Source organism: Fodinisporobacter ferrooxydans (assembly GCF_022818495.1).
Taxonomy (GTDB): Bacteria; Bacillota; Bacilli; order Tumebacillales; family MYW30-H2; genus Fodinisporobacter; species Fodinisporobacter ferrooxydans.
This window is the reverse complement of sequence record NZ_CP089291.1, coordinates 3,841,764-3,867,562: the sequence shown is the minus strand read 5'-3', so window position 1 is coordinate 3,867,562 and position 25,799 is coordinate 3,841,764. Positions and strand designations below refer to the sequence as shown.

22 protein-coding genes are annotated in these 25,799 nt (G+C 44.0%); 20 read left to right on the top strand and 2 right to left on the bottom strand.

The genetic code is table 11. From position 1 onward, the window contains the following. Window positions 1-309: 309 nt before the first annotated feature. The 19 genes from LSG31_RS18545 (at window position 310) to LSG31_RS18455 (ending at window position 23,351) form a co-directional block, all read left to right on the top strand. Window positions 310-840 (top strand): sulfocyanin-like copper-binding protein, encoded by a 531-nt coding sequence (locus LSG31_RS18545; RefSeq protein ID WP_347436526.1) that lies wholly within the window; start codon window positions 310-312, stop codon window positions 838-840. Window positions 841-963: 123 nt separating this feature from the next. After that, window positions 964-1,644, top strand: coding sequence for a cupredoxin domain-containing protein (locus LSG31_RS18540; protein ID WP_347436525.1), 681 nt, complete (start codon window positions 964-966; stop codon window positions 1,642-1,644). Window positions 1,645-1,701: 57 nt separating this feature from the next. Next, entirely contained in the window at window positions 1,702-2,517 is an 816-nt protein-coding gene (locus tag LSG31_RS18535; RefSeq protein ID WP_347436524.1) for a cytochrome c oxidase subunit II, read from the top strand. 63 nt (window positions 2,518-2,580) lie between these two features. Further along, window positions 2,581-4,455 (top strand): cytochrome c oxidase subunit I, encoded by a 1,875-nt coding sequence (locus LSG31_RS18530; protein ID WP_347436523.1) that lies wholly within the window; start codon window positions 2,581-2,583, stop codon window positions 4,453-4,455. 61 nt (window positions 4,456-4,516) lie between these two features. Further along, a complete protein-coding gene (locus tag LSG31_RS18525) occupies window positions 4,517-5,092 on the top strand; it encodes a cytochrome c oxidase subunit 3 family protein (RefSeq protein ID WP_347436522.1) in 576 nt (191 codons plus the stop codon). Between the two features lie 57 nt (window positions 5,093-5,149). Beyond that, the gene (locus LSG31_RS18520; RefSeq protein WP_347436521.1) at window positions 5,150-5,377 is read left to right on the top strand and encodes a hypothetical protein; all 228 of its coding nucleotides are present in this window, start codon (window positions 5,150-5,152) and stop codon (window positions 5,375-5,377) included. A gap of 101 nt (window positions 5,378-5,478) precedes the next feature. Beyond that, complete coding sequence (locus LSG31_RS18515; protein ID WP_347436520.1) at window positions 5,479-6,615, top strand: hypothetical protein; 1,137 nt, start codon at window positions 5,479-5,481, stop codon at window positions 6,613-6,615. A 37-nt stretch (window positions 6,616-6,652) separates the two neighbouring features. Then, entirely contained in the window at window positions 6,653-7,582 is a 930-nt protein-coding gene (locus tag LSG31_RS18510; protein WP_347436519.1) for a heme o synthase, read from the top strand. 16 nt (window positions 7,583-7,598) lie between these two features. Beyond that, entirely contained in the window at window positions 7,599-7,943 is a 345-nt protein-coding gene (locus LSG31_RS18505; RefSeq protein ID WP_347436518.1) for a hypothetical protein, read from the top strand. A 199-nt stretch (window positions 7,944-8,142) separates the two neighbouring features. Next, window positions 8,143-8,520 (top strand): S-layer homology domain-containing protein, encoded by a 378-nt coding sequence (locus tag LSG31_RS18500; RefSeq protein ID WP_347436517.1) that lies wholly within the window; start codon window positions 8,143-8,145, stop codon window positions 8,518-8,520. 846 nt (window positions 8,521-9,366) lie between these two features. Continuing rightward, entirely contained in the window at window positions 9,367-11,793 is a 2,427-nt protein-coding gene (gene nirB, locus LSG31_RS18495; RefSeq protein ID WP_347436516.1) for a nitrite reductase large subunit NirB, read from the top strand. 142 nt (window positions 11,794-11,935) lie between these two features. Next, complete coding sequence (nirB, locus tag LSG31_RS18490; RefSeq protein WP_347436515.1) at window positions 11,936-14,083, top strand: nitrite reductase large subunit NirB; 2,148 nt, start codon at window positions 11,936-11,938, stop codon at window positions 14,081-14,083. A gap of 31 nt (window positions 14,084-14,114) precedes the next feature. Then, window positions 14,115-16,256, top strand: coding sequence for an assimilatory nitrate reductase catalytic subunit NasC (nasC, locus tag LSG31_RS18485; protein ID WP_430734208.1), 2,142 nt, complete (start codon window positions 14,115-14,117; stop codon window positions 16,254-16,256). Between the two features lie 264 nt (window positions 16,257-16,520). Next, a complete protein-coding gene (locus LSG31_RS18480) occupies window positions 16,521-16,799 on the top strand; it encodes a hypothetical protein (protein ID WP_347439594.1) in 279 nt (92 codons plus the stop codon). A 103-nt stretch (window positions 16,800-16,902) separates the two neighbouring features. Then, window positions 16,903-17,880, top strand: coding sequence for a DMT family transporter (locus LSG31_RS18475; RefSeq protein WP_347436513.1), 978 nt, complete (start codon window positions 16,903-16,905; stop codon window positions 17,878-17,880). Between the two features lie 329 nt (window positions 17,881-18,209). Continuing rightward, complete coding sequence (locus LSG31_RS18470; protein ID WP_430734289.1) at window positions 18,210-19,556, top strand: PTS mannitol transporter subunit IIBC; 1,347 nt, start codon at window positions 18,210-18,212, stop codon at window positions 19,554-19,556. A gap of 83 nt (window positions 19,557-19,639) precedes the next feature. Continuing rightward, window positions 19,640-21,736 (top strand): BglG family transcription antiterminator, encoded by a 2,097-nt coding sequence (locus LSG31_RS18465; protein ID WP_347436511.1) that lies wholly within the window; start codon window positions 19,640-19,642, stop codon window positions 21,734-21,736. 5 nt (window positions 21,737-21,741) lie between these two features. Continuing rightward, on the top strand, window positions 21,742-22,179 hold the full coding sequence (locus tag LSG31_RS18460) for a PTS mannitol transporter subunit IIA (protein WP_347436510.1): 438 nt from the start codon (window positions 21,742-21,744) through the stop codon (window positions 22,177-22,179). Window positions 22,180-22,181: 2 nt separating this feature from the next. Further along, a complete protein-coding gene (locus LSG31_RS18455) occupies window positions 22,182-23,351 on the top strand; it encodes a mannitol-1-phosphate 5-dehydrogenase (protein ID WP_347436509.1) in 1,170 nt (389 codons plus the stop codon). A gap of 132 nt (window positions 23,352-23,483) precedes the next feature. On the opposite strand, the gene LSG31_RS18450 is transcribed toward LSG31_RS18455, so the two are convergent. Next, window positions 23,484-24,269 carry a HoxN/HupN/NixA family nickel/cobalt transporter gene (locus tag LSG31_RS18450; RefSeq protein ID WP_347436508.1) on the bottom strand — a complete coding sequence of 262 codons (786 nt, stop codon included), beginning with the start codon at window positions 24,267-24,269 and terminating at the stop codon, window positions 23,484-23,486. A gap of 194 nt (window positions 24,270-24,463) precedes the next feature. On the opposite strand from LSG31_RS18450, the gene LSG31_RS18445 reads away from it, so the two are divergent. Then, the gene (locus LSG31_RS18445) at window positions 24,464-24,838 is read left to right on the top strand and encodes a (2Fe-2S) ferredoxin domain-containing protein (protein ID WP_347436507.1); all 375 of its coding nucleotides are present in this window, start codon (window positions 24,464-24,466) and stop codon (window positions 24,836-24,838) included. Between the two features lie 97 nt (window positions 24,839-24,935). Here the strand turns inward: LSG31_RS18445 and LSG31_RS18440 are convergent, their stop codons facing one another. Next, window positions 24,936-25,478, bottom strand: a complete 543-nt coding sequence (locus LSG31_RS18440) for a hypothetical protein (protein ID WP_347436506.1) — start codon at window positions 25,476-25,478, stop codon at window positions 24,936-24,938. Between the last annotated feature and the right edge of the window lie 321 nt (window positions 25,479-25,799).

The following is a 25,799-nucleotide window of genomic DNA, read 5'->3' as shown; positions in this document are numbered from 1 at the left end:
CCAATTTAAAATGTCTTATATTTCATTTTTATATAAATCTATCAGAAAGTTGCGTCTATTCTTGTGTGCAGTGAAATGAGGAATTTATTCGATTGTTTGAAAGCGTTTTCTAATAGGTAGTGGGGGCTTGCCTCTGTATACGGAACCTAGTTTCGCAATATGATACATTTCGATAATGAAAATACTTTGTTGTTTAGAGAGCGGGCAGACAAAGGATGATCCAAGAATTGCCTTTAAGGGGGTGATAATCAAAGAAAGAGTGATCTGTGTCTGTATTGTATTGAATCTGAATGATAGTGGGGTATGGTGATGTTAAACAAAAAACTGGGTTTGGCAGGATTGCCGTTGCTTGCAACATTCATGTTGGCCGGTTGCGGTCAAACTGTAGATCCACCGTCATCGTGGTTTCAAGTGGATCAAGCGTCGCAAACGGTGACGATGAAAGTGATCGGTGGTTACAACAGTTCAAACAGTTACATGAATTTTAATGGCGCTTCACATGGACAAATCGAGATCGATATTCCAGTCGGATATCATGTGAAAATTGATTTTGAAAACAAGAGCGGGATTCCGCAAGATATCGGCATCTATGACGGAAACCGCAAGCTGGCGTTCAAAGGGGCCGGGGATTCGATTTCTGCCATCCAAGGCAATGCAGGTGCCGGGGTCATGCCAGGCGATTCGCAAACGTACAAATTTGATGCGGCACAAGCAGGTACGTATCGATTGGCGTCGATGCTCTACTACTTTCCAAATGATCGGCAACGGCATCAGGATCTTGGCATGTGGGCAGTGTTCAAAGTGGTCGATGGCGGCCAACCGAGTGTTCAGATCAAGTAAAGCAACCAGGCGATTGCATACTTATGTGAAAAGTATTACGAATACCAGCATGCCGATGTAAGAGTTGAAGAGGTTCTGAGTCATCCTCGTTGATGCACAGTGGTGACGTAAGGGGGACAGAAAATGGATAGCAACGAAGGAAAACAAGCGAATCAGCAATCTGATGATAAAGGTGATACGGGTGGTATGCTACAGCGAACAGATGAGCCGGTAGATTGGAGCCGCCGAAAATTTTTGATCGGGACTGGGGCAATGGCGATCGTCGGCATTACAGCTTTGTTTGGGCAATCTTTGATAGGAAAGACGATCAAGGCGATGACAGGAGTACCCGTCAGTAAAGGCATACAGGATTTATACGTGGGCGATTATTACTATTTGCCTAACGAAATGGTATGGCGAGTTGGCGACGAGGTTGTGGTCAATTTCCACAATTTAAGTCCGAATCGTTTTCATGAGTGGATGATGGGGCAGGGGTTTGATTTGACACCCAGTGATTTCGGTGATGTCAAAACCCAATTTCACAAAGATTTTTGGGATGGTGTACAAGTAGAAGTATTGGAAGGACACGGGGTCGACAACTTTGTCACAAATAAGGCGATCATCAAGTCAAACGAGAAATATCCATGGTTGATTACACAACAAGGTCAGGGAAATTTCAGTCCAACACTTATGCCAGGGGGATCGATCCGTTTGAAGATTAAGGTGCCCGATAAACCGGGAGTATGGCAATACGGATGTTTTGTACAGGGGTTTGTGCATTATCGGGCAGGGATGAAAGGTACATTGCGAATCATAAAATCCTAGCCACCAGAGAACTGGGACAAATCTCAAGAGGGTGTGAAGGGAGGAGACGAATAAGAAATGATCGATTATATCATTTTCGGTATACTTTGGGTCATTTTATCGCTATTGGGTGAATGGGGTGTACAGTCGATCGGCGACCATTTGTATCTATCTGTTGCGTCGGCGCAGGCGCATGAAGGGCAAGAGGCGGCTGCATTCATTCTTTCGATATTGACGCCTATTTTTGTGTTCGTTGTATTGATGCTTTTGTTCATATTGTTCCGTTACAGGAACAAGTCGAGTGATTCCAGTCATGCAAAATTGCAAGTGAAAAACAACAAACCTTATATTGCGATCTGGGTCGCGGTCAGTATTTTGATAAATGTGTTATTGTTCATCCATCCAACAGATAGTGCGATTCAGACCATGTTCATGGATGAAGAATCACAAGCGAAATCCGCGCCAAACGTACTGGTAGTCGATGTCGTCGCCCGCCAGTGGGAGTGGCAGTACAGCTACCCGCAATACGGTTTGACGCAAACGGTTGACAAAGACGGGAATGATCAGATCGTATTGCCGGTCAATACAAAGATCGAATTTGTACTGCGGTCGTATGATCCCGCACATACGTATGACCCGGCGATTGGTGTCATCCATAGTTTCTGGGTGCCGGCATTTGGTATCAAAGAGGATGTCATTCCCGGGGAAACACGGACGGAATATATTACGACCACCAAGATTACCAATACGAAAATCGATCCGATGGTACGCGTGCAGTGTGCGGAAGTCTGCGGAGCCGGTCATCCATACATGGAAACACCTCTGTCGATCGTATCGGGCAGCGATTTCCAAAAATGGATTGCGAAAGAGAAAAAGATGCAACAAGGCTCCTGATGTGGCAGTCGGCTCTGGGACCTTATTGAAACAGTGAGACTGAAAAAAGGGAGGACTGCAAAAATGAGTACAATGACTGCAATGGAACCCGAATATTCGGTTCCTTTCGTAGCAAAAAAACGCATGCCACCCGTATTGCGCGGGTTTTTGTGGGCGGCTGTCGGTTTTTTGGTATTTAATACATTGATTAGCGAGACAGTGCCGACATATGGACATCCGTTTGTAACGGAATTATCGGTTACGATTGGTTGGGTGGCTGCGTTGGTCGGATGGATACTGGGGATTGGTACGTGGGAAGCGGTTGTAAAACCTGCGTTCGGCATTGCGACGCGCTGGGCGCCTGCTACCGGTTGGCGGAGATATCTGGAATATAGTACAGATCATAAAGTGATCGGCATTCAGTATGTGGTCGCGTCGACAGGCGGGTTTTTCATCGCCGGTTTTGCGGCGATGTTGATGCGTGTCGAACTGATGAAAGACCAGATGTGGCTGTTCCAATTGCCGCAGCAATATCTGACTACTGTCGGGATTCATGGAACAATCATGATGTTTTCAGTCGGAACAGTAGCATTGGTTGGGGGATTGGGCAACTATATCATCCCGTTGATGATCGGCTCCAATACATCTGCATTTCCGAAAATGTCGGGCATCAGCTTATGGTTGGTACCTGCAGGCATCTTGACAGTCGCGTTTAGTCCGCTGCTCGGCTATTGGACGACTGGATGGAGAGGATACCAGCCTCTTGCTACTCAAGATGCCTCAGGGATCATCTTCTATTACTTGGGTGTTTTTGCTTTGACGTTATCCTCATTGCTGGTCTCAATCAATTTGACGGCAACGATCATTTTCAAACGGGCGCCCGGCTTGACCTGGAATCGCTTGCCGATATTCGCATGGGGCATGCTGACGGTCAGTCTTTTGAATCTCATTTGGCTGCCGGAAATCATGATGACGTTTATTTTAAGTTTGTTGGCACATGTTGCCCAATTGCCATTGTTCACAGCGGTTGGCAGTCCATTGACGTATATGGAGTTGTTCTGGCTGTTCGGGCATCCGGAAGTATACATTGTAGTTGTGCCGGGTTTTGCCTTGTGGCAGGAGATTCTGCCGGTCATGTCGCGCAAATCGTTGTTTGCCGAAAAGTGGGGCGTCATCGGACTTGTGTTTGTCATGGCGTTGTCCGGGATGGTATGGGCGCATCATATGTTTACAAACATGAGAAACGATGAGATGATGCCATTTTCATTCTTTACCGAAATGATTTCGATTCCTACAGGTTTTGCATTTATGGTCGTGATCGGAACACTGTGGAAATCGAAATTGCGCTTGACAACGCCGACCATTTTTATTTTGATGAGCATGTTCAATTTCTTGATCGGTGGTCTTACAGGCGTTTTCCTGGCCGATCCGGTCATCAATTTGCAGGAGCATGATACGTTTTTCATCGTCGGGCATTTCCATTACACAATCATCGGCGGCATGGTATTCAGTTGGCTGGGCGCGATGTATTATTGGCTGCCCAAGTTGTCTGGACGCATGTATAACGAAAAATTGGGCGTTATCGGCGCTATTTGGGTGTTCCTGACATTCAACATTACGTTCACACAGTTTTTCATTCTCGGGATGAAAGGCATGAACCGCTGGGTTCCCGTATACATGCCCTATTTGCAAAACATGAATTTTGAAGTGTCGATATTTGCCGTATTGCTCGGTCTTGGCTTCCTATACAACGCAATCGTGATTCTGCATGCATGGAGACGCGGACCAAAGGCGGAGAAAAATCCATGGGGTGGCAAAACGCTGGAATGGTATTCTGCTGCTCCGGAGGGAACGGTGAATTTTCCGGAAACACCGCGGGTCGTTGGCAGTTTTTACGTGTATGGGGATGAGAGCGAAGAAGCGGTAGTGCTGCCGGGGGCGGCAATTTCACAAAGATAAACCGGGTCAACCATATGAAAAAGTCATGATGCAGAGTCATTTGGAAAGGGAGTGAAGCAAAATGGCATCGGCAAATACAAGTCTTCCAACGGAACGTGCGATTCCTTTAAGCAAACGGGAATTGCGTGCGCTCCGGGGCGGATTTACGCTGTTTATAATAAGCATGATCATCCCGTTTCTCGTGCTTATCAACGTTCGGTATATCATGGCGGATTCCTATGTTTCACCGGAAGCCAATCAGATGATCGGGCTGAGTGCGGCAATCGTCATGTTGATCAGCGCAGGGATTGCTCGTGCAGGATTTGTGGCAGCGCGTAAAGACAATCAGGCAAATGTGCAGTTGTCGCTTGCATATGCGATGGCCACTGGGATAATCGGTCTCGTACTGGTATTTGTCCAACTTGTCGACGGATCGGTCAATCCAGTTTCTCATTTTGGTGAAGTATTTTTGATCATATTGGGGACGGTGGCATTTTATCTCATTTGCGGGATTCTGACGCTGTTTTCTGCATATCGCAGAGTGCGCATGCACGGGGTTGGCGGCCTGAATTACTGGGGTGTAGAATCGGCTGCCCATTTTTGGATGTTTGTCTCGCTCGCCTGGATCGTTATGTATGTCGTCATGTATTTGATCTGACATGTGAGGACAGCGTAGGGCCTGAAGCATCGTACAATTTTGGAAGGAGGAGAAAGTGTGGGGAATTTTTGGCCAACGTTTCCGTTTGTGATTCCGAATAGCCCCGGCATACCATTGTGGTGGGATTTATTTTGGTGGATATTTCAAATCGTGCTGATCAGCAGTTTGTTGTACGTTTTGAAAACTTGGTGCGTGAAAATGGATCGCATGTCGGACGAAGAGGAAGAAGTTGTCGAGTTAGGCAAAGATGTAACGATCGGGCAACACACGCAACTTCCGCTATAACGTTGCATATATTTTGCAGACTCGTCTGTGCAAGCAGTCCAAGCGAATGAAAAGCTGTGGGAAGAAAACCCGTTGCCAACAGGTACAATGGGGGGGAAAAGATGCCGATGAATGGCAGTGCAAATGATGCATTACAGATATCGACGTTTTACGGCATGTTGTTTAACGTTCTTTGGATCCTGTTTTTTATCGTTTTTTTTACAAGTTTGATGGTTTGGTTTTTTCGTTGGATCAGCTTTGCAGCAGAGGAAGAGAGCGACTCTCAGCAGTCAAGGCGAGCTGCCTTGACTGCTGAATCTTCAAAAGAGAGCAGTGGACGCGCTGTATTGTGGTGGGGTTTGGCAGCTTTTTGGCTGCTTGATGCAGTGCTGCAGGCGCAACCATTAATGGTCACATCCGTTTTTGTACATGAAGTGCTATTGCCTGCTGCAAAAGACCAGCCGCAATGGCTGCGTGCTATGATGAATTGGGGTATCGAAATCTGGGAGCAAAATCCGATCACGTACAATTTGATCACCGTAGTATTGCAGGCGGTTATTGGAAGTTTGATGGTGTTTGGCCGACGCAATCGTCTCGGAACAGTAGGTCTCTGTCTAGGTGCTGGATGGTCACTTGTGTTGTGGGTGTTTGGAGAAGGCATGGGCGGTTTGTGGAGCGGCGGCATGTCGTTTATGTCCGGCGCGCCAGGATCGGCATTTTTGTACCTGGTATGTACGGTCATGCTGTTGCTTCCAAAGAACATGTGGCAAAACGGTCAGATTCAAAGGAGATTGCGCCAATGTTTTGCGGGATTTTGGTTGCTCATGGCGATTTTGCAATCCTTGCCGAGCGCTGGTTTTTGGCAGCCTGGCGGGTTGACCACGTTATTCGGCAATGCTTCATCCATGCCGCAGCCCCAATTTCTTGCAAAACCGATTGAGTTGCTGGCCATGTTGACATTCCATTTTCCAGTGCTGTGGAATGGAGTGTGCGTCGGAATCATGCTTGTTTTGTCGTACGGCTTTTGGAAAAACATCGATTCACTCTGGTTGATGATTGTGACCGGAATATGGCTGTTGTTTGCCTGGTGGATGGGGCAGGATTTTGGTGTGTTGGGCGGCTTGGGGACCGATCCGAACAGCGCGCCCGTGTTGGCTCTATTATTGGTAGCTGGCAAATGGGGGATCAAACAGGCAACCAATCGCAAGTCGACTCGAGCCATCCTTTCGATTACAAACAGACAACTTGGCCATCGATAGCCGATTCGTAGCAAGATTACGTGAAAGAAGGGTACGTATGGCATTTGTAAAACTGCAATCCAATGTATTGGACGAATCGCAAAGAGAAGGATTGAGGCGCGTTGTCTCTTTGGGACGAGATTATCTGGAACTGACCAAACCGCGCATTATGCTTTTCTTGTTGTTGACCGGCTATTGTGCCATGGTTGTGGCAGCAGGGAGAGCACCTGATCTGGCGCGTACATTTTGGACGATGCTCGGTCTTGCTTTGTCTACAGGTGGAGCGGCAGCATTGAACATGTGGTATGACCGTGATATCGACGCCATCATGTTGCGTACGCAAAAACGTCCGCTGCCGGAGGGGAGATTGTCGGATGCGGATGCTTTATCATTTGGAATTGTCCTGCAGGCCGCTTCATTTTTTGTATTGGGATATCAAGTAAATTGGTTATCGGCTTGGCTGGCGTTCGGTGGATTTGTGTATTATGTATTTCTTTATACCATGTGGTTGAAACGTCGTACACCGCAAAATATCGTAATCGGTGGCGGGGCGGGCGCCATGCCGCCACTTGTTGGCTGGGCTGCCGTTACCGGGCATTTAGATTGGGCGCCGATTTTGATTTTTATGATTGTTTTTTTCTGGACGCCACCACATTTTTGGGCGTTGGCAATGTACAAACAAACGGATTATACACGTGCGGGCATTCCGATGATGCCGTCTGTACGAGGGGAGGGTGTCGCCAAACGGCAGAGCCTCGTGTACACCGTTTTATTGTGGATTACGACGATTTCATTATATTTGACTCATACTGTGGGCCTTTTCTATTTGGGAATCGCAATCATCCTCAGCGCGGCGTTTACGTATTATGTGATTCGTATGATGCTGGAACCGAATGGGTCGTTTGTATGGGCAAAAAAGACGTTCGTTTTTTCGCTGCTGTATTTGGTTGGATTGTTTCTCGCGATGGTTTGCAATGTGCAAGTGTAACTAGGAGATGAATGCAATGAGATTAGCCGCTTGTTTGATTGGAATTGTCGGAGGGATTCTAGGGATATTGACCGGCATGTACGAATGGAGTGGAGCTGTTACGCAAATAGCTGGCTCGTCAAGCGATCATACCGTGTGGCTGTTTTCTGTGATCACAATGGTCATGTCGATTGTCGGAGGTGTCGGCGCTGCTTTTGTATGGAAATCTCCACGTGTTACTGCGTGGTTGTCATTTGTGGCGGTGATTGGCGGGGGAGTTGGCGCATTGGTGCTTTGGGAATTGGCAGGAAGTTTCTTTTTTATCACGGGTGTATTGGCCAGCACGATGCGCTCAGCTGCTTCCAATCAACCTGCCGTTTAAAGAGAGTAGTTCAGACAAGGCCGACTATTACGGAACAATTGTGTCTATCGTTACGGATTCAGGGAATACATCCGGATGGCTACTCTTGGAGTCTATGGAAAATACCGATTGTATGTCCACCAAGTACCTGTAGAATAAAATGAATTTTATTTTTAAAATTTGTTTTGTTACTACAGAAAAAGATGAAGGTGGGCTTTTCATGAATAAAAATACTCTTAAAGGGTTTATTGCCGGCATCGCGTTAACGACAGTTGTTGCCGGTTCCGGATTTGCTTTTGCAGATGCAAATGGTTTTGTGGACGTTCCAAATGGGCAATGGTATACACAGGCCGTTCAATGGGCGAAAGATCATGGCATTATGGTTGGTACCAGTGCGACAACTTTTGATCCAAACAAACCTATGACACGTGCTGAATTTGCTGAAGCAATAAAGAATTTGGCCGACCACGGCTACATTAACGTTCCGAGCCAATCCACCACAACAGGTAATGGAACTGGTTCAACCGTTACTTCAGACACTTACACACAGCCGGCAACAACAGTTACAACAGACACGTATACAACACCAAACAATTAATGTATCGCATACCCCGGCGTTATGTCGGGGTATGCGATTGTAAGTTTTATTCCGCTCTCGCTCCCCTTAGAATACCTTATTATCCCATTCAAATTTTTCTTGAAATCCATATTTTAGCTACTATAATGTTATATATGTTAGTTTATTTAACATTTTTATTACATCTGGATTAAACAAAATCTCTTTGTTCAACTGACGGGAATCTGTGGTTGCGGTTAGCTATCGGATAAGTTCAACTAAGGATCAGATAGAGTAAAAACTCCACCTGATTCAAGTTTCACTTTATAGAGGATGTTCAAAAAGTAGTCAAAACTCCACGGCGGATTGCTTTGCCGAATCCCAAAAAGTCTTACTCATGTACCAAAAACGTACACTCCGCCGCCTTTTCGTGCTTCGGCTTCACACTCCTTGTGTCTTACTTGACCACTTTTTGAACACGCACTTATACAGGAGTTTTTAAGAGATATACAAATTTGAGAACTCTATCCAGAGTTCTTTTTTTAATTTTAGGTTGGTAATGGAATTTTAATGTGTTTTATTGATTGATCCATGGTTAAAAGATGTCCGAAGAAAACATAAAATATATGTTAAGTTTTTTTACATAATTATATTGAAATTAGTGTAAACAACAATTATAATAATATTCATAACTTTATATGTTATATAAAGTGACATAATAGAGTGATTGCTTCTGAGTCAGTCTGATCAAAGGAGATTGAGTCGATGGCGAGTAAAAGCTTCAACATGAATATAGTATCAACGCTATCCATGATCGTTTTTTATTGGGATTGTTAGCCAAAGTGAAAGCCGGCCTGGAAATAGATTAGAAATCAAGGAGTGGAAGAGATGGGCAAAAGAAAATTGGCATTGATAGGAAACGGAATGGCAGGAGTTGGCTGTATCGAACATATCTTAAAGCTGACAAGAGATTCGTTTGATATTGCCATATTTGGGGCGGAGCCGTATCCCAACTACAATCGGATTCAACTTTCCTATGTATTGGCTGGAGAATCAAATATACATGATATTGTTTTGAACGACTGGGATTGGTACAAGGAAAACAATATTCAATTGCATGCCGGCCACAAGGTAACACAAATCGATACGGAAAACCAATGTCTGTATACAGACCAGGGCATCGTCGAGACATATGATGAATTGATTTTGGCAACAGGCTCAAATCCGTTTATGCTTCCATTGCCAGGGGTGGAAAAAGACGGTGTTATTGCTTACCGGGACATCAAAGATTGTGAAATGATGATGGCCGCATCAAAGAAATACAAGAAGGCTGCTGTCATTGGTGGAGGTCTATTAGGACTAGAGGCTGCCCGCGGGTTGTTGAATCTTGCCATGGATGTAACAGTCGTGCATGTGTTTGACTGTCTGATGGAACGTCAGTTAGATCCCACAGCGAGTAAGCTATTGCAAGCGGAGCTGGAATCGCAAGGGATGAAATTTTTAATGAATAAACAAACGGAAGAAATTTATGGAGGCGATCGCGTACAAGGGCTGCGTTTTAAAGATGGAGATGAATTGGCAGCCGATCTTGTTGTCATGGCTGTAGGGATTCGCCCAAACGTAACTCTTGCCAAGGAGAGCGGCATTGAGGTCAACCGTGGAATTGTCGTGAATGATTTTTTGGAAACCAATATTCCTCATGTGTATGCAGTCGGGGAATGTGCGGAACACCGGGGAATTGTCTATGGATTAGTCGCACCGTTATATGAACAAGGATCTGTTTTGGCGAAACGGATTTGCGGTGTGGAAAGCGAACCGTATGAAGGTTCCGTCCTTTCCACCAAGTTAAAAGTATCAGGTGTCGATGTGTTTTCCGCAGGTGAATTTATGGATCAGCCGGATACATATGCATTCCGGTTCCAGGACGATTTTACCGGAGTTTATAAAAAAGTGCTGGTTCGTGACAAAACCGTTATTGGTGCAGTATTGTTCGGAGATACAAGCGATGGAACCCGCTTATTTCAGATGGTCCGCAATGGCGCGGAAGTTTCCGAGTTAAAATCCTTGTTTGCGGGTTCTCAAAGTAAGGCTGGCGGTGTGTCTTCCGCAGGCGTAGCGGAAATGGCCGATGATGAATTGATTTGCGGTTGTAACGGTGTGACGAAAGGTGCGATCGTCCAAGCGATACAAGAACAGGGATTGGATTCGGTAGAAAAGGTAAAAGGATGCACGGGTGCTTGTCGTTCTTGCGGAGGATGCAAGCCTTTGGTTGAAGAGCTTTTGAAGTGTACATTGGGTGATGGATTCCAAGTAGTTGAAAAAGAGCCGATTTGTTCGTGTACAACTCTGAACAGGGATGAAGTTGTCGAAGAGATCAAATCAAAGGGCCTGACGACAATCAAAGAAGTGATGTATGTTTTAGATTGGGAGCAAAAGGAAGGCTGTTCGAAATGCCGGCCAGCTCTTAACTACTATTTAGGTATGGTATGGCCGGAAGAACACGAAGATGAACGGGATTCTCGTTTTGTCAACGAGCGTCTGCATGCCAATATTCAAAATGACGGCACATATTCCGTTGTTCCCCGAATGTATGGTGGAGTGACGAATCCTGATGAATTGCGCCGAATTGCTGACGTGGCTGAAAAGTATCAGGCACGGATGGTCAAAATCACAGGCGGTCAGCGGATTGACTTGTTGGGGATCAAGAAAGAAGATCTGCCAAATGTTTGGGCAGACCTGGATATGCCGTCCGGCTATGCGTATGGAAAAGCTTTGAGAACGGTTAAAACATGCGTAGGCGCTGATTTTTGCCGATTTGGAACACAAAATTCGATCCAGATGGGAATTGATATGGAAAAACGATTTGAACGGATACAAACCCCACACAAAGTAAAAATGGCTGTCTCCGCTTGTCCGCGAAATTGTGCGGAGTCTGGCATCAAAGACGTTGGCGTTGTCGGAGTTGACGGTGGTTGGGAAATCTATGTAGGCGGTAATGGCGGTATCCACTTACGTGCAGCTGAATTGCTTTGTAAAGTCAAATCAAGTGAAGAAGTGCTCGAATGGTCGGCTGCATTCTTGCAGTATTACCGAGAATCAGCGAAATATCTGGAGAGAACCTCACACTGGGTCGAACGCGTCGGATTGGAACAGATCAAACAGGTATTAGACAATCCGGATACGAGAAAATCATTTGTTGAACGATTGGATAAAGCTTTGGCTGTTACGCAGGATCCATGGCAAGAAGCAATCGAAGACAAGAATGTACGCTCCATGTTTGAAAGATTGGATGTTCCAGTAACCGTGAATGAATGAAAGCACGGATGTTTTCCTTTGTGTTTCATAAATATCTCATCGCCATTCGATGCAATATCATTCAAAAATTATGGGATCGAGAATAACGAAATCCTTTAAATTCCAAACAAGCGTCATAGTGCAATCGTTTTGGAGGTTTTTTATGAAGAAGAAAAAATTGGTACTCGTAGGAAACGGAATGGCGGGTGTACATTGTATTGAAGAGATTTTGAACATGGATCGGGAAGCCTTTGAGATTACGATTTTTGGACGTGAACCACACCCGAACTATAACCGTATCCTATTATCAAAGGTACTTCAAGGGGATACATCGATTGAAGATATTACGATTAATGATTGGAATTGGTATCAACAAAATCAAATTCAACTTTTTACAGGGGAAACGGTTGTCAAAATCGATCCGGATCGCCAAGTGGTATATACCGACCACAAACGGCACGTGGCATACGATGAATTAATTATCGCAACAGGCTCCCTGCCGTTTATGCTGCCGTTACCTGGAGCAGATAAGATCGGGGTGACTGCGTTTCGGGACATTAAAGACTGCGAAAAAATGATCGAAGTCTCGCAGCAGTATAAAAAAGCGGTCGTGATCGGAGGGGGATTATTGGGATTGGAAGCGGCGAGAGGTCTGCTGAATCTCGGCATGGAAGTGGATGTCGTTCATATCTTCCATTACATTATGGAGCGCCAGATTGATCCTGCCGCATCCAAATTGTTGCAGCGCGAACTGGAGAAGCAAGGCATGAACTTTTTGCTCGAGAAGCATACGGAAAAAATTATCGGGCGAAAACGAGTGGAAGGACTTCGATTTACAGATGGTACGAAGGCAGCCGCTGATTTGGTGGTCATGGCTGTCGGCATTCGCCCCAATGTTCAATTGGCAAGGGACAGCAACATTTTAACGAATCGCGGTATTGTCGTAGATGACTATTTGCAGACGAATGTTCCGCATGTTTATGCCGTCGGGGAATGCGCGGAACATCGCGGAATGGTGTATGGATTGGTTGCTCCTCTTTATGAACAAGGGAAAGTATTGGCCAAAAAGATATGTGGAATCGAAGAGAAAGGGTACGAAGGGTCTGTTCTCTCCACACAATTGAAGGTGTCCGGTGTCGATGTGTTCTCTGCTGGGAAATTTATGGAAGGCGACGATACAAAATCCCTGAAAGTGCTGGATGAAGTCAATGGGATTTATAAAAAAGTGCTGATCCGCGACAACAAAATGGTAGGTGCTGTCTTGTTCGGCGATATTCGGGAGAGCAGCAACCTATTGGGGCTGATTAACCGACAAGCGGACATTTCCGAATTCAAACAGCTCCCGATTCTTCATTCATCCGGTGCTGCAGCAGGCGAAGAGATGGTTGCTTCCATGCCGGATCATGAGGTGGTATGTGTCTGCAATACGATATCCAAGGGAGCCATTATGCAAGCCATCTGCAAAGAAGAACTGACCACCGTTGAACAGGTCAGGCAATGTACAAAAGCTTCCGGTTCTTGCGGTGGATGCAGACCGTTGGTGTCTTCGATTTTGGAATATGCCCTTCAGCACGAATCCGAGCTAAGTTTTGAGGAGGAAAAAGAAACCATCTGCAGTTGTACCGCATTAAGTCATGATGCTGTTGTTCAAGAGTTGAAGGAAGGGTCGTTTACCACTGGAAAGGCCGCTATGAAAGCTCTGGGCTGGAAAACGGAAGAGGGATGTTCCGATTGTCGTCCTGCATTGAATTATTATATCAGTATGATTCATCCAGCAGTAGGGATAAAGGAAGAATATAGAATTGGGAAGCACTCCGACGCATCTCCATGCTGCTCATTCAGTATGCCGGGTACAGATGAGTTAGCCATCGCGTTGGAGAAAAAATTTGAAAGCCTGCCAACACCTAATTCAATCCACGTGAAAGTTTCCCCGTGCCCATGCAACGGTGCGGAATCGACGATTCAGGATTTTGGCGTTATGGGTGTACCGGGAGGATGGGATCTGTATGTGGGAGGACATGGAGGCAGCCGGATCCGGGTCGGTCAATTATTGTGTACGGTCCGTACGGAAAAAGAAGTCCTTGAAATGGCAGGAGCCTTTCTGCAATATTACCGTGAGACTGCTTATTATTCAGAATCAACATCAGAATGGTTGGAACGGCTTGGAATTCAACATGTCCGAGAGATCTTATTTGAGTCGGAAAGGCGTACAGAATTATTGGATCAGGTGGAAATCGCCCTTTCAGCCATACAAAAAAACCGGGAAAAATCGGTTCAAGATAAAACCGAACGAGTCGGCACGTATCCGTAAGCAAAGATCTAACGCGAGAGTAGGTGAGAGCATGATGAATGTACGACAGCATTTACATTCCAAGCCGTTAGAAGAAAAATCCAATACTGTAATGGATACACAATGCCCTTTTTGCAGTGTGCAGTGTAAAATGCAAGTCATAGAGGTGCAGGAGAAAGGACGCAAAACGTATCAGGCGATTCCCCTTGACAATCCCGCATCACAAGGACGATTGTGCATCAAAGGAATGAATGCGCATCAACATGCTGTGCATCCTGACCGTATATTGTATCCCATGCGAAAAGTTGATGGGGAGTTTGTCCGCATTTCTTGGAGTGAAGCAATAAGACTCATCAAAGAAATGTTTACACGAATTCAACAGGAAGATGGTTTGGATGCTTTGGGTGTTTACGGCGGGGCAACGGTAACGAATGAAACAGCTTATTTGCTGGGAAAATTTGCTCGTGTCGCATTAAAAACCAAACATATCGATTATAATGGCCGGTATTGTATGTCTGCGGCAGCTACAGCCGGAAATAAAGCGTTTGGAATCGATCGCGGCCTCACGAATCAACTGTCCGAGATCCCTTTCAGCAAATGTATGATATTGGCCGGAACCAATATTGCCGAATGCCAACCGACCCTGATGCCTTATTTTACGCAAGCCAAGGAAAATAGGAGCTTTATCATTGCCATTGATCCGAGGGAAACGGCAACAACAAAAATCGCCGATTTGCATTTGAAAATCAAGCCGGGAATGGATGCTGCCCTGGTCAATGGACTGTTAAAAGTGATTTTTGAGGAAGGGTATGTGGATCAAACGTTTATTGCAGATCGTACAAAAGGATTTGAAGCACTGCAGGAGCATATATCCACGATCGAATTGGAGCACATCGCGGAAATCACCGGCATATCCGTAAAACAAATTCAAACAGCGGCCAGAGCGTACGGCAAAGCGGAAACGGGAATGATTTTCACGGCCAGGGGAGTCGAGCAGCAAACAGATGGGTATATGGCAGTGCGAAATTTTATCAATCTCTCATTGGTTACGGGTAAAATAGGAAAAATAGGCAGCGGCTATGGCGCCATCACAGGGCAAGGAAATGGTCAAGGTGCCAGAGAACACGGTCATAAAGCGGATCAACTTCCCGGCTATCGTTCGATTGAGAATCCCGAACATCGCGCTTATGTGGCAAAAGTGTGGGGAATCGATGAGCAGGATTTGCCAGGAAAAGGTGTTTCAGCTTATGAAATGCTGGAAAAAGTCTATCAGCAGGAAATTACGGGACTATTTGTGATAAGTTCAAATCCTGTCGTTTCAAGTCCGAATGCCAATTTGGTAGAAGAGGGATTAAAAAAATTAAAATTCCTCGTTGTCGCGGATATGTTCGTTTCTGAAACGGCGAGAATGGCCGACCTTATTTTGCCAGCCTCTTCTTACCTGGAAAATGAAGGAACTCTGACCAATCTGGAAGGAAGAGTTACTTATCGACCGGGAAACAGAGAATGTCCGGGCGAAGTCAAGCATGACTGGCAAATTCTTTGTGAGGTGGCCATTGCTCTTGGAAAAGAAACATATTTTTCTTTTTCGTCTGCCGAAGAGATATTTCATGAGCTTCGAATAGCGAGCCGCGGCGGGATTGCCGATTATTATGGAATTACCTATGATCGCATAAAACAAGAAGGCGGAGTATATTGGCCGTGTCCTTCCCAGGATCACCCCGGAGCAGGTCGGCTGTTTGAAACGTCATTTGCCCATCCCGATGGTAAAGCAGAAATTGTAGCTGTAGACAATCATGTTCCGAAAGAACAAATGAACGATCAATTTCCTTTGTACTTAACGACCGGGCGAGTGATGACACACTATTTGACAGGCGTTCAAACGCGAAGAAGCCATACATTATTGGCGCGCGATGTTGAATCGTATCTTGAGATTCACCCGAAAACAGCCAAAAAATATCGAATTGAAGATGCATCGTTGGTAAAGGTAGAATCCAGACGAGGCAGCATCATTGTACGAAGCAAAGTCACGGAAGACATTCGCGAGGATACCGTATTCGTTCCCATGCACTGGGGCGATTTGCAAAACGTGAATAAAATTACCAATCAAGCACTTGATCCTAACTGCAAAATGCCGGGATTTAAAGTCTGCGCCGTAAAGGTAAATCCACTTGTTGGTACTGTGTCAATATAGTTGCAAGTAAAGCCGAAACCTCCGAAGAAGCGCTTGTCATTGTCAATAACACCGATTATAAACCGCTGGTTTCATCAGCGGTATTTTTGTGTGCCAATTTAGGCGGTGTCGAATAACTTTTCGATCCTCTCATGATCTGACACAATAAGTGGAGTATAAATTGAAAGCGTTTTTAATTGGATTTGCACATGATATTCGTGGATTCCTGGAATACTATGTTTATTCAAGAAATGTTAATCAAAACGGAACGGAGAAAATTTATGCATGTTAAAGTTATTTAGACTATTAAAAACCTATCGGATGTATACAACGATGGTTTTGGCGCTTCCTTTTTTGCAATCGCTGTCCACATTGTATCCTCCGAACTTGATGTCTGGCTCTTTAACGGCACGATTCGGGAGAATATTGCATGCGATCAGAGAGGCAGATTTGATCGTAATCATGAAAAACGGGAGCGCAATCGAACAAGGGAATCATCAAGAACTCCTTGCGAAACATGGATTCCATGCGGAGTTGCACCAACTGGGAAAATCGTGCAATTAGGTGCTTGCTATGGTATAAATATTTTCGTAGAATGAATCTTCGGTGCCATGCTGTCAAGCACCTTTAAACTTTAAAACAGGGATGTCGGGTGAAGGTACAGATCATGAAGGCAATAGGGATTGGGATTTTAGCGTCGTTCTTTTTTGCTGTTACTTTTGTATTGAACAAATTGATGAGTGATAGTGGTGGCAGTTGGATATGGAGTGCTTCCTTGCGATATATATTCATGCTTCCATTGCTATTGGTCGTCGTGTTGGCACGCAAAAGGTTTAGAAAGCTGATGAAAGAGATGTGTCAACATCCCTGGCAGTGGGTATGGTGGAGTTTTATCGGGTTTGGATTATTTTATGCGCCATTATGTTTTGCGTCTGTTTACAGCCCTGCATGGCTGGTAGCAGGAACATGGCAATTTACAATTATCGCCGGATCACTTTTAGTTCCTTTGTTTCACGAGACACTTCAAACTGCGGATGGCATAGTTAAAGTTCGAAAGCGAATTCCGTTTAAGGGTATGGGAATGTCTTTAATGATCCTATTCGGCATTGGATTCATGGAATGGTCCCAGTCAACACATGTATCTATACATGATTTGTCGCTCGGGACAGTTCCGGTCATCATTGCTGCATTCGCGTACCCGCTGGGAAATCGTAAGATGATGGAACTTTGTGAAGGCAGGCTGGATGCATACCAAAGAACTCTTGGAATGACAATTGCCAGCCTCCCCATTTGGTTGATTTTATCTTTGTATCAGATTGTCGCACACGGACTTCCAAGTGCCAACCAATCTCTTCAAGCGTTCATTGTAGCTGTGTTTTCAGGCGTCATTGCCACTGTGTTGTTTTTTACGGCGACAGATTTGGCAAAAGACAATGTTCAGCAATTGGCAACTGTGGAAGCAACTCAGTCTGGAGAAGTTGTGTTTACGTTGATTGGGGAACTTCTCATAATAGCGGGAACTAAGATTTCGATTGGCGGACTTGTTGGCCTATGTTTTGTAGTCATTGGCATGGTTCTGCATAGCTTTATTTCAACACATGGGGAGCGTACTTCAGACAACGAAACAATACAGATACCATCTTGAGTCAACAACACATTTGATCAACAATGCATGATTGGACTTTGGAACGAATCTTCTGCTGCCAATCGTACTTAAAACTGGAATCGATTACAAAAAACGATTCTATATTTTAATTTTGTCAACATGTTGTAAGACTGAAGTGCGTTTTCATTTCATTGAATTTGGCATAAAAGCGACTTATTATAAATACAGAACTTGAACACATTAAATTTTGTCAACATCTAAGAGACAGAAAGGGGAAAAATGAAGTGGAAGCGACAGTTTTTGCAAATGACGATACTTCATCGAGTGCAAGAATCCGAATTCAGAAATTCGGAAGATTTTTAAGCGGAATGGTAATGCCCAATATCGGGGCGTTTATTGCTTGGGGATTAATTACAGCATTATTTATACCGACGGGTTGGATTCCCAACGCCCACTTGGCAAAGCTTGTCGGACCTATTATCACGTATCTGTTGCCATTGCTCATCGGGTACACCGGAGGGAAAATGGTTCATGGTCCGCGCGGAGGCGTGATCGGCGCAGTTGCAACAATGGGGGTAATCGTTGGCTCGAATATTCCAATGTTCTTAGGCGCTATGTTGATGGGACCATTTGGCGGATGGGTGATCAAAAAAGTGGATCAAGCGTTTGAAGGCAAGATCCGTGCCGGCTTTGAAATGTTAGTCAATAATTTCTCAGCCGGAATTGTTGCGGCGATTTTGGCGCTGTTGGCTTATGTGGCGATTGACCCGGTTGTAACCGGTTTAAGCAGTGCACTTTCCGCAGGTGTACAAGCCATTGTGAATGTTGGTTTGCTTCCATTGGCAAACATCTTTATTGAAATAGGAAAAGTATTGTTTTTAAATAATGCGATCAATCATGGCATCTTAAGTCCTCTTGGTTTGCAACAAGCAGCCAAGGCAGGAAAATCCATTTATTTCTTGCTTGAGCCGAATCCAGGTCCCGGTTTGGGGATTCTGTTGGCTTACTGGTTTGTCGGCAAGGGAATGGCGAAACAGTCCGCACCGGGTGCGATCATTATTCAATTTCTCGGCGGAATTCATGAAATTTATTTTCCTTATGTTCTTATGAATCCCAGATTAATCCTTGCTGCGATCGCAGGCGGTGTAAGCGGCACATTTACATTCCAAATGTTGCATGCAGGATTGGTTGCAGTACCTTCGCCGGGCAGTATTTTTGCACTGATTGCAATGGCGCCAAAAGGTGGGCTGTTGCCGGTGTTGGCAGGTGTCTTCGTCGCCGCTGCCGTTTCTTTCTTGATTGCTTCTATTCTTCTCAAAACGGTAAAACAAACGGAAGAAGATGAGTTTACAAAAGCGGCAGAAAAGATGCAGGAGCTGAAAGGCAAAAAAAGTGAAGTTGTTCAAGCGATGACACAGACAGTAGCACACGAGGCAAAACATCACGTAAATAAAGTTGTGTTCGCATGTGATGCCGGAATGGGGTCTAGCGCGATGGGCGCATCGATTCTCAAGAAAAAATTTAAAGATGCAGGCCTCAATATTACCGTTATCAATACTGCGATCAATGAAATACCGAATGACGCCGATGTTGTCGTTACGCATAAGTCGTTGACAGACCGTGCCATTGCTAAAAAGCCGGATGCCGAACATATTTCAGTGGAAAACTTTTTGAGCAGTCCGAAATACGATGAACTTGTTCAACAGTTAAAATAGTATAAAAAACACGATAAAGGGTTTCTTTAACGCTAGTGCAAAAGCTAGCGTTAAAGTCCTTGTTTTCTAAGGGGAGTCAGGCCATGAATATTTCCTCACGACAGCGAATGATCCTGGATATTTTATTGCGCGAACGAGAAGGATTAACGATAAAAGATCTGGCTGAGGAAATTGAGGTGAGTTCCAGAACCGTCCATCGGGAATTAAATGAAATTGAAACATTACTTGAGAAATTTGGGCTTATCGTAATAAAAAAGTCTGGAGTTGGCGTACAAGTGCTAGGCACTCCAGAACAAATGCAGGAATTGCAATCGGAACTTTTGGACATTACAACAACAGAATATACGGTTAGTGAAAGAAAAGCTCTCATTCTTTGCACTCTCCTGGAAGCCGTAGAACCGGTCAAACTGATTTCATTGGCATATGATCTGAAAGTGACATCTGCTACGATAAGCCATGATCTTGATGATTTGGAAGAATGGCTTCGGCAATTCGGTTTATCCGTTATTCGAAAACGCGGGTATGGGATTGAAATAGAAGGATCAGAAGCTGCAAAGCGTAAAGCCATGAGCAGCTTTATTTCAGATAATTTAGATGAAACAGAGTTGCTCGGTGCGATTAAGGATACGATTCAAAACAAAACGTTTAAAAATATAAACACTTCATCGGAACGTTTATTAGGGTTGATCGAAAAAGAAAAACTCATCAAAGTGGAAACTGCTTTAAGGGATGTTGAAAAAGAACTTCCCTATCCGTTGGCGGATAGTGCGTATATCGGGTTGGTGATTCATCTTTCATTGGTTATTGAACGGATTGTGAAAGGCGAAAAAATCGATTTTGATGTGAATTATTTAAAGGAACTAAGCAATACGCATGAGTATCATATCGCCCAAAAAATAATCGAACGACTGAAACATTTTTTCAAATTAACGTTTCCGGTTGGTGAAGTCGGCTATATTACTATGCATCTATTGGGAGCTAAGTTAAGGAACTCTACCGGAGAATTGTTTCCAGCGGAAAATATGATGCTTTCGAGAAACGTACAGCAACTTATAAAGGTATGCGAAGAAAAATTAGGAATCAATTTTACAGATGAACGGTCTTTGTTCCAAGGCTTATTGACGCATATGGAACCGGCCATTCACCGAATCAAGCAGAATATGAAAATCCGCAATCCGGTTCTTCAGCAAATTAAAAAAGATTATGCATTTCTTTTTGAAATCATTGAAGAAGCAGTGACAGTGGTTTTTCCGCATTTACATGTGCCTGATGAAGAAATTGGCTACTTGGTGATGCATTTCGGCGCTTCTTTGGAAAAAGAATATGGAAAAATAAAAAGAATTCGCGCATATATCGTTTGTTCTAGCGGAATTGGTACTTCTAAAATGCTCGCAAGCCGAATCGAAAAGGAAATTCCAGAAATTGAGGTTTTGAAAAATATTTCGTTATTTGAAATCGGGAACATTGATAAAAGTCAATATGATGTTATTATTTCGACGATTGCGTTGCCGGGTCAACAAGAAGAATATATTTTAGTCAGCCCATTATTGTCGGAAGAGGAAATAAAAAAAATCAAAGATTTTATTCGAAGGATTCGGATCCGCAATACCATTCGCAATCAAAAATCGGTTTCAGTAAATACGGAATCTCCTATCGCGAAATTAAAATCGTTGCAAATCCAATTAGGGCAGATTGTTCATTTGATTGAAGGATTCCATGTTTACGAGCTAAATAATGAATCAAAAAACATTCGGGAAACACTAAATCAAGCATGTGAAATTTTATCGGATCGCAATGTGATAAAGAACAAGGATACAGTTGTAAACCAACTTCTTGCACGTGAACAGTTGGGCGGGTTAGGAATCCCGCATACTACATTCGCATTGTTTCATGGCAGAAGCGAACATGTGACAAAATCATCATTCAATATTTTTTCACTAAAGCATTCCATCCATGTACAGTCGATGGAAAATACGGAAATTTCGATTAAAAACATCCTGCTGTTATTAGGGCCGAAAGAAATGCAAAAAGAAAATCTTGAAACGTTAAGCGAAATTAGTTCCTTGCTCATCGCAGATGAAACAGCCGTAATTGTGGAGCGAGGAAATGAGGCAAGCATACGAACGTATTTTGCAAAAAAATTATACGAATTTTATTTAAAAACAATGAAAACGGAGTGATTGCAATGAGTATAAATATTCTTGATAAGGAAAAAGTCGTTTTAAATGCCAGGGTAGAAAGCAAAACAGAAGCGATTGAATTGGCTGGTAAATTACTGGTTGAGGCAAATCATGTTACGAGTGAATATATACAAAAAATGTTGGAACGGGAAGAGGCTCTTACTACTTTTATCGGGAATGGTGTCGCGATCCCTCATGGCACAGAGGATTCCAAGAAATGGATACAGTCAACAGGACTTTCCTTTGTACAAATACCGAACGGCGTTGACTTTGGAGATGGCAACATGGCGTATCTGGTGATCGGAATTGCAGCCGTTGGCGACGAACATTTGGACATTCTTTCCAATATAGCCATTGTCATTTCCGAAGAAGAAAATGTCAAGAAAATTGTACAGACAACGTCAAAAGAAGAAATCCTTGAAATATTTAGCAAGGGGATGTAAATATGATTGCAGTACATTTTGGTGCAGGCAATATTGGCAGAGGTTTTATAGGAATGTTGCTCAACAAAGCAGGATATGACGTATGTTTTGTTGATGTGAATAAAGATTTGGTTTCGGAAATTAACAGCAGAAACGAATACACGGTTCTATTTGCAGATGAAGGAAAAGAGACATTTCAAATTCGTGGCGTTCGGGCCATCGATGGTCAAGATTTAGATGAAGTAGCCCGGGAAATTGCGCATGCAGATATTGTAACCACAGCGGTAGGTCCGAATATCCTCAAATTTATCGCACCGGCCATTGCAAAAGGAATTCAACAGCGAGTAAAATCCCAAAAGCAACCACTCAATATTATTGCATGTGAAAATACGATTGGCGGCAGTACACAGTTAAAGGCGTACGTTTATGATTTGCTGGATGAATCCGTCAAAAAACAGGTGGAAAGCATGATAGGTTTTCCTGATGCTGCTGTGGATCGTATCGTACCATTGCAGAAGAACGAGGATCCCTTGCTGGTCATGGTCGAACCCTTTTTTGAGTGGGTGATCGATCAGTCGAAAATAATTGGAAGTATCCCGGCAATTGAAGGAGCCACATATGTAAATGATCTCACTCCGTTTATTGAAAGGAAATTATTTACGGTGAATACCGGACATGCTGTAACAGCATATGTAGGCTATCAATATGGTTTTCAAACCATCGAACAGGCAATAACAAATGAATCCATTTACCGGATAACAAAAGGCGCCTTACAAGAGACAGGTAATCTGTTAGTCAGGAAATACGGATTTGATCCACAACAGCACGAAGAATATAGTGCAAAAATACTGAAACGGTTCCTGAATCCATTTTTGTCGGATGACGTTACACGGGTGGGTCGTTCACCGATACGAAAGCTTTCTCCGAACGATCGGCTGGTTAGCCCGGCCATGCAGGCATTGAATCACGGCATTGTCCCAACACATCTGGGATCTGGAATTGCAGCTGCATTCGTATTTGATCATCCAAACGATCCTGAAGCGATGGAAATCCAAGAGAGTATAAAAGAAAACGGTTTGACAAAAACGATCACGCGTTATACAGGAATTCCTGACGACCATGAGCTTTTTAGAATCGTCACGAAACAGCTTGACTGGATCAAGAAGTCTAGAAATGACTTCTACAATCATTGAAAAAGCGTTGCCGCTGTTGCAAACATGTCTCACCTGCCTTGCACCGCAAGTTAAAAACATCAGTTAGGGCAAGCATCGTTTCTGAATGCCAACAGCAGGAACGATGCTTTTACCACTTTTTGAACACGCATTTTAAGCATCTGTATTTTGGCGACTGCGAAGGACGACAAATCCAAGGAAGCAGAGCATGAAAAGGAAGATAACAGCACCGATGTCGTTAAAGTCCAATTGTATCTCCGGATTCAGCAATAGAACGAGCTGATAGATTGAAAGGCCATACGCCAATATGACAATCACCCATCCGATGACGATCGAGATCGTTTGGCCAAGTTTATGAGAACCGGTGATTACCCGGTATGTAATCCATGAATCAATCGTACTAATCATCATCGAAGCGAGAATAAAAACAAGGGAAAGCAGCGCACATGTCCATGTTCCTGCATGAGCGGCGGGAATGATCCAAATGGATGTTTGGCTTACCGTATCGGAGGCTAGTGCAAATAATGCACCAATGAGTATGATCAGAAGCGGATTGCTCGTTTCCCGCACAATGCGAGGGAGGAACTTTCCTTTCATCCCGCGAAGCTGAAATGTTTCATGTGTGGCCTTTGCACGAATGAGCGGATACATATTTAATGTTCCGATGGCAAAAAGCGAAAGAATTGACACCCAAGTCGCAATGCTGTCAAAATAACTTGGAAACGTAAAATTTTGCATGAAAAGAGCAGTGAAAACTGCCATGCTTGCCAATACGATTCCATGCCCCAGTGAAAATAAAGTGCCCACCCAGCGGGCAATAGGACTTCCAATCCGGCAATTATATCGCGTTTGGCCGTCAATAAAGGCGAGATGATCTGCCGCTAATCCATTTCGAACTCCAAGTAGACAAACGAATAGAAAAAGCGATAGATATTCCATTTGTTTTTTCCTCCTTGCAGGAGCTGTACAGGGTGGTTCTCTCTCATTTCCTTGTTACAACTAAAGATATGAGTCACTTACTTGGCCATATTCCATGGGAAATTTGTCTTCCCAGGCAGGGATTTGAAATCAAATCACGAATTGGCAGTCTTGGATTCCTTTACAAATTTTTAAGAAATATGGTGATATCTCGTATGTTGTTGAAAACAAACCGGGCCGTTTTCGGTCAAATATTGGTATGCTCGGGTTGCTGTTGCGGTCGAACGGACAAGGGGAAACCATCCATTCCAGTCGAATGGTTGAAAAAAAGCTGGAAAGAGGCGGGATTGAAGAAATCGATCCAACTTACCATCAGCGGGTGTCTCGGGCCTTGCGATCTTGCAAATGTGGTCTGTATTTTAACAGCAACGGAACAAATCTGGTTAGGAGGACTCACGGAACATGATCAATATGAAGCGCTCCTTGAATGGGGAAAATCTTCGGCAGAAGCTGGGTCTCTCCTGGAATTGCCTGCACGTTTTCAGGACCATATCTTGCAGCGTTTTTCATGTGCACAGGAAGTACGCTAACGCTGGATCAGGCCGAATGAAAAAACGTGGAATGACCTGGAACCGGGCATCTCACGTTTTTTTGAATCAAAATTATGTTGTACAGAAATAGCGTTGTTCAGGCAAAATTCCCAAAAGTTTTTTCCCTTTGATTCATTTGCTGTTTTCCAAACCGATATGTGAAGTAATAGAAGGCTATGCCCAGTTGCACGAGCAGCATGATGAAATCAATGGAAACGCCCTCGTCGAAGGGATCGGATGCTTGCAGAAAAAGGGAACCGCTTTGATACAGGAAGAAATTTGTATTGAAAATGGCGGCAATCAATGCTGTCAACATGCCAAGCATGGAAATCTTGTGATTCAGAACTCCGCGGAATGTGAAAACGGCCAAAATAAGAAATGCCGCTCCGAGCATGACTTCCATTATTTCCACAAATCCGGCGATAATCGTACAGTGAGGAATGCACCAAGATTGCATAAAACGCCCGTAAAACTGATACTTCATATCGGGAATGGCTTGCAAACATTGGGACTTGAAGTCTGCTACAAACGTTCCGCTGATCACTTTATCAAAACCGGAAATCAGCCACTCATACGCGAATACCAACTGGATAAAAGCGATCAGTATGCGATTGCTTTTGGAAACTGACTCTTCTTGCATATGAATCCTCCTCGTGCCGTACTTAACCACTTTTTGAACACGTACTTAAATTATACAAAAAAATATTGATTTTCGAAATTGAATAAAATGTGAACATTCAATCGATCACTCTGGTGTTGCTGACACTTTCGCAGGATCATCCCGTAGCGGGACTGATCCAGGAGCTTGCGTTACATGTCCTCCCGCTTGTAGAAGCGGGAGTATTCGGTAATTGACAATCGGATAAAATGTTGTATTTGCGGGAATATTTTCATGTATTACTGTTTTATGGTTCATCATGTCCGTATTTCATAGCCACCAATCGTATTGACCAAACTCAGG

What these genes read in the sequence shown, in the direction of transcription:
- LSG31_RS18545 (WP_347436526.1), top strand. Translation starts at nt 310, where the DNA reads ATGTTAAACAAAAAACTGGGTTTGGCAGGATTGCCGTTGCTTGCAACA.
- LSG31_RS18540 (WP_347436525.1), top strand. Translation starts at nt 964, where the DNA reads ATGGATAGCAACGAAGGAAAACAAGCGAATCAGCAATCTGATGATAAA.
- LSG31_RS18535 (WP_347436524.1), top strand. Translation starts at nt 1,702, where the DNA reads ATGATCGATTATATCATTTTCGGTATACTTTGGGTCATTTTATCGCTA.
- LSG31_RS18530 (WP_347436523.1), top strand. Translation starts at nt 2,581, where the DNA reads ATGAGTACAATGACTGCAATGGAACCCGAATATTCGGTTCCTTTCGTA.
- LSG31_RS18525 (WP_347436522.1), top strand. Translation starts at nt 4,517, where the DNA reads ATGGCATCGGCAAATACAAGTCTTCCAACGGAACGTGCGATTCCTTTA.
- LSG31_RS18515 (WP_347436520.1), top strand. Translation starts at nt 5,479, where the DNA reads ATGCCGATGAATGGCAGTGCAAATGATGCATTACAGATATCGACGTTT.
- LSG31_RS18510 (WP_347436519.1), top strand. Translation starts at nt 6,653, where the DNA reads ATGGCATTTGTAAAACTGCAATCCAATGTATTGGACGAATCGCAAAGA.
- LSG31_RS18505 (WP_347436518.1), top strand. Translation starts at nt 7,599, where the DNA reads ATGAGATTAGCCGCTTGTTTGATTGGAATTGTCGGAGGGATTCTAGGG.
- LSG31_RS18500 (WP_347436517.1), top strand. Translation starts at nt 8,143, where the DNA reads ATGAATAAAAATACTCTTAAAGGGTTTATTGCCGGCATCGCGTTAACG.
- nirB (WP_347436516.1), top strand. Translation starts at nt 9,367, where the DNA reads ATGGGCAAAAGAAAATTGGCATTGATAGGAAACGGAATGGCAGGAGTT.
- nirB (WP_347436515.1), top strand. Translation starts at nt 11,936, where the DNA reads ATGAAGAAGAAAAAATTGGTACTCGTAGGAAACGGAATGGCGGGTGTA.
- nasC (WP_430734208.1), top strand. Translation starts at nt 14,115, where the DNA reads ATGATGAATGTACGACAGCATTTACATTCCAAGCCGTTAGAAGAAAAA.
- LSG31_RS18480 (WP_347439594.1), top strand. Translation starts at nt 16,521, where the DNA reads ATGTTAAAGTTATTTAGACTATTAAAAACCTATCGGATGTATACAACG.
- LSG31_RS18475 (WP_347436513.1), top strand. Translation starts at nt 16,903, where the DNA reads ATGAAGGCAATAGGGATTGGGATTTTAGCGTCGTTCTTTTTTGCTGTT.
- LSG31_RS18470 (WP_430734289.1), top strand. Translation starts at nt 18,210, where the DNA reads ATGGTAATGCCCAATATCGGGGCGTTTATTGCTTGGGGATTAATTACA.
- LSG31_RS18465 (WP_347436511.1), top strand. Translation starts at nt 19,640, where the DNA reads ATGAATATTTCCTCACGACAGCGAATGATCCTGGATATTTTATTGCGC.
- LSG31_RS18460 (WP_347436510.1), top strand. Translation starts at nt 21,742, where the DNA reads ATGAGTATAAATATTCTTGATAAGGAAAAAGTCGTTTTAAATGCCAGG.
- LSG31_RS18455 (WP_347436509.1), top strand. Translation starts at nt 22,182, where the DNA reads ATGATTGCAGTACATTTTGGTGCAGGCAATATTGGCAGAGGTTTTATA.
- LSG31_RS18450 (WP_347436508.1), bottom strand. Translation starts at nt 24,269, where the DNA reads ATGGAATATCTATCGCTTTTTCTATTCGTTTGTCTACTTGGAGTTCGA.
- LSG31_RS18445 (WP_347436507.1), top strand. Translation starts at nt 24,464, where the DNA reads ATGTTGTTGAAAACAAACCGGGCCGTTTTCGGTCAAATATTGGTATGC.
- LSG31_RS18440 (WP_347436506.1), bottom strand. Translation starts at nt 25,478, where the DNA reads ATGCAAGAAGAGTCAGTTTCCAAAAGCAATCGCATACTGATCGCTTTT.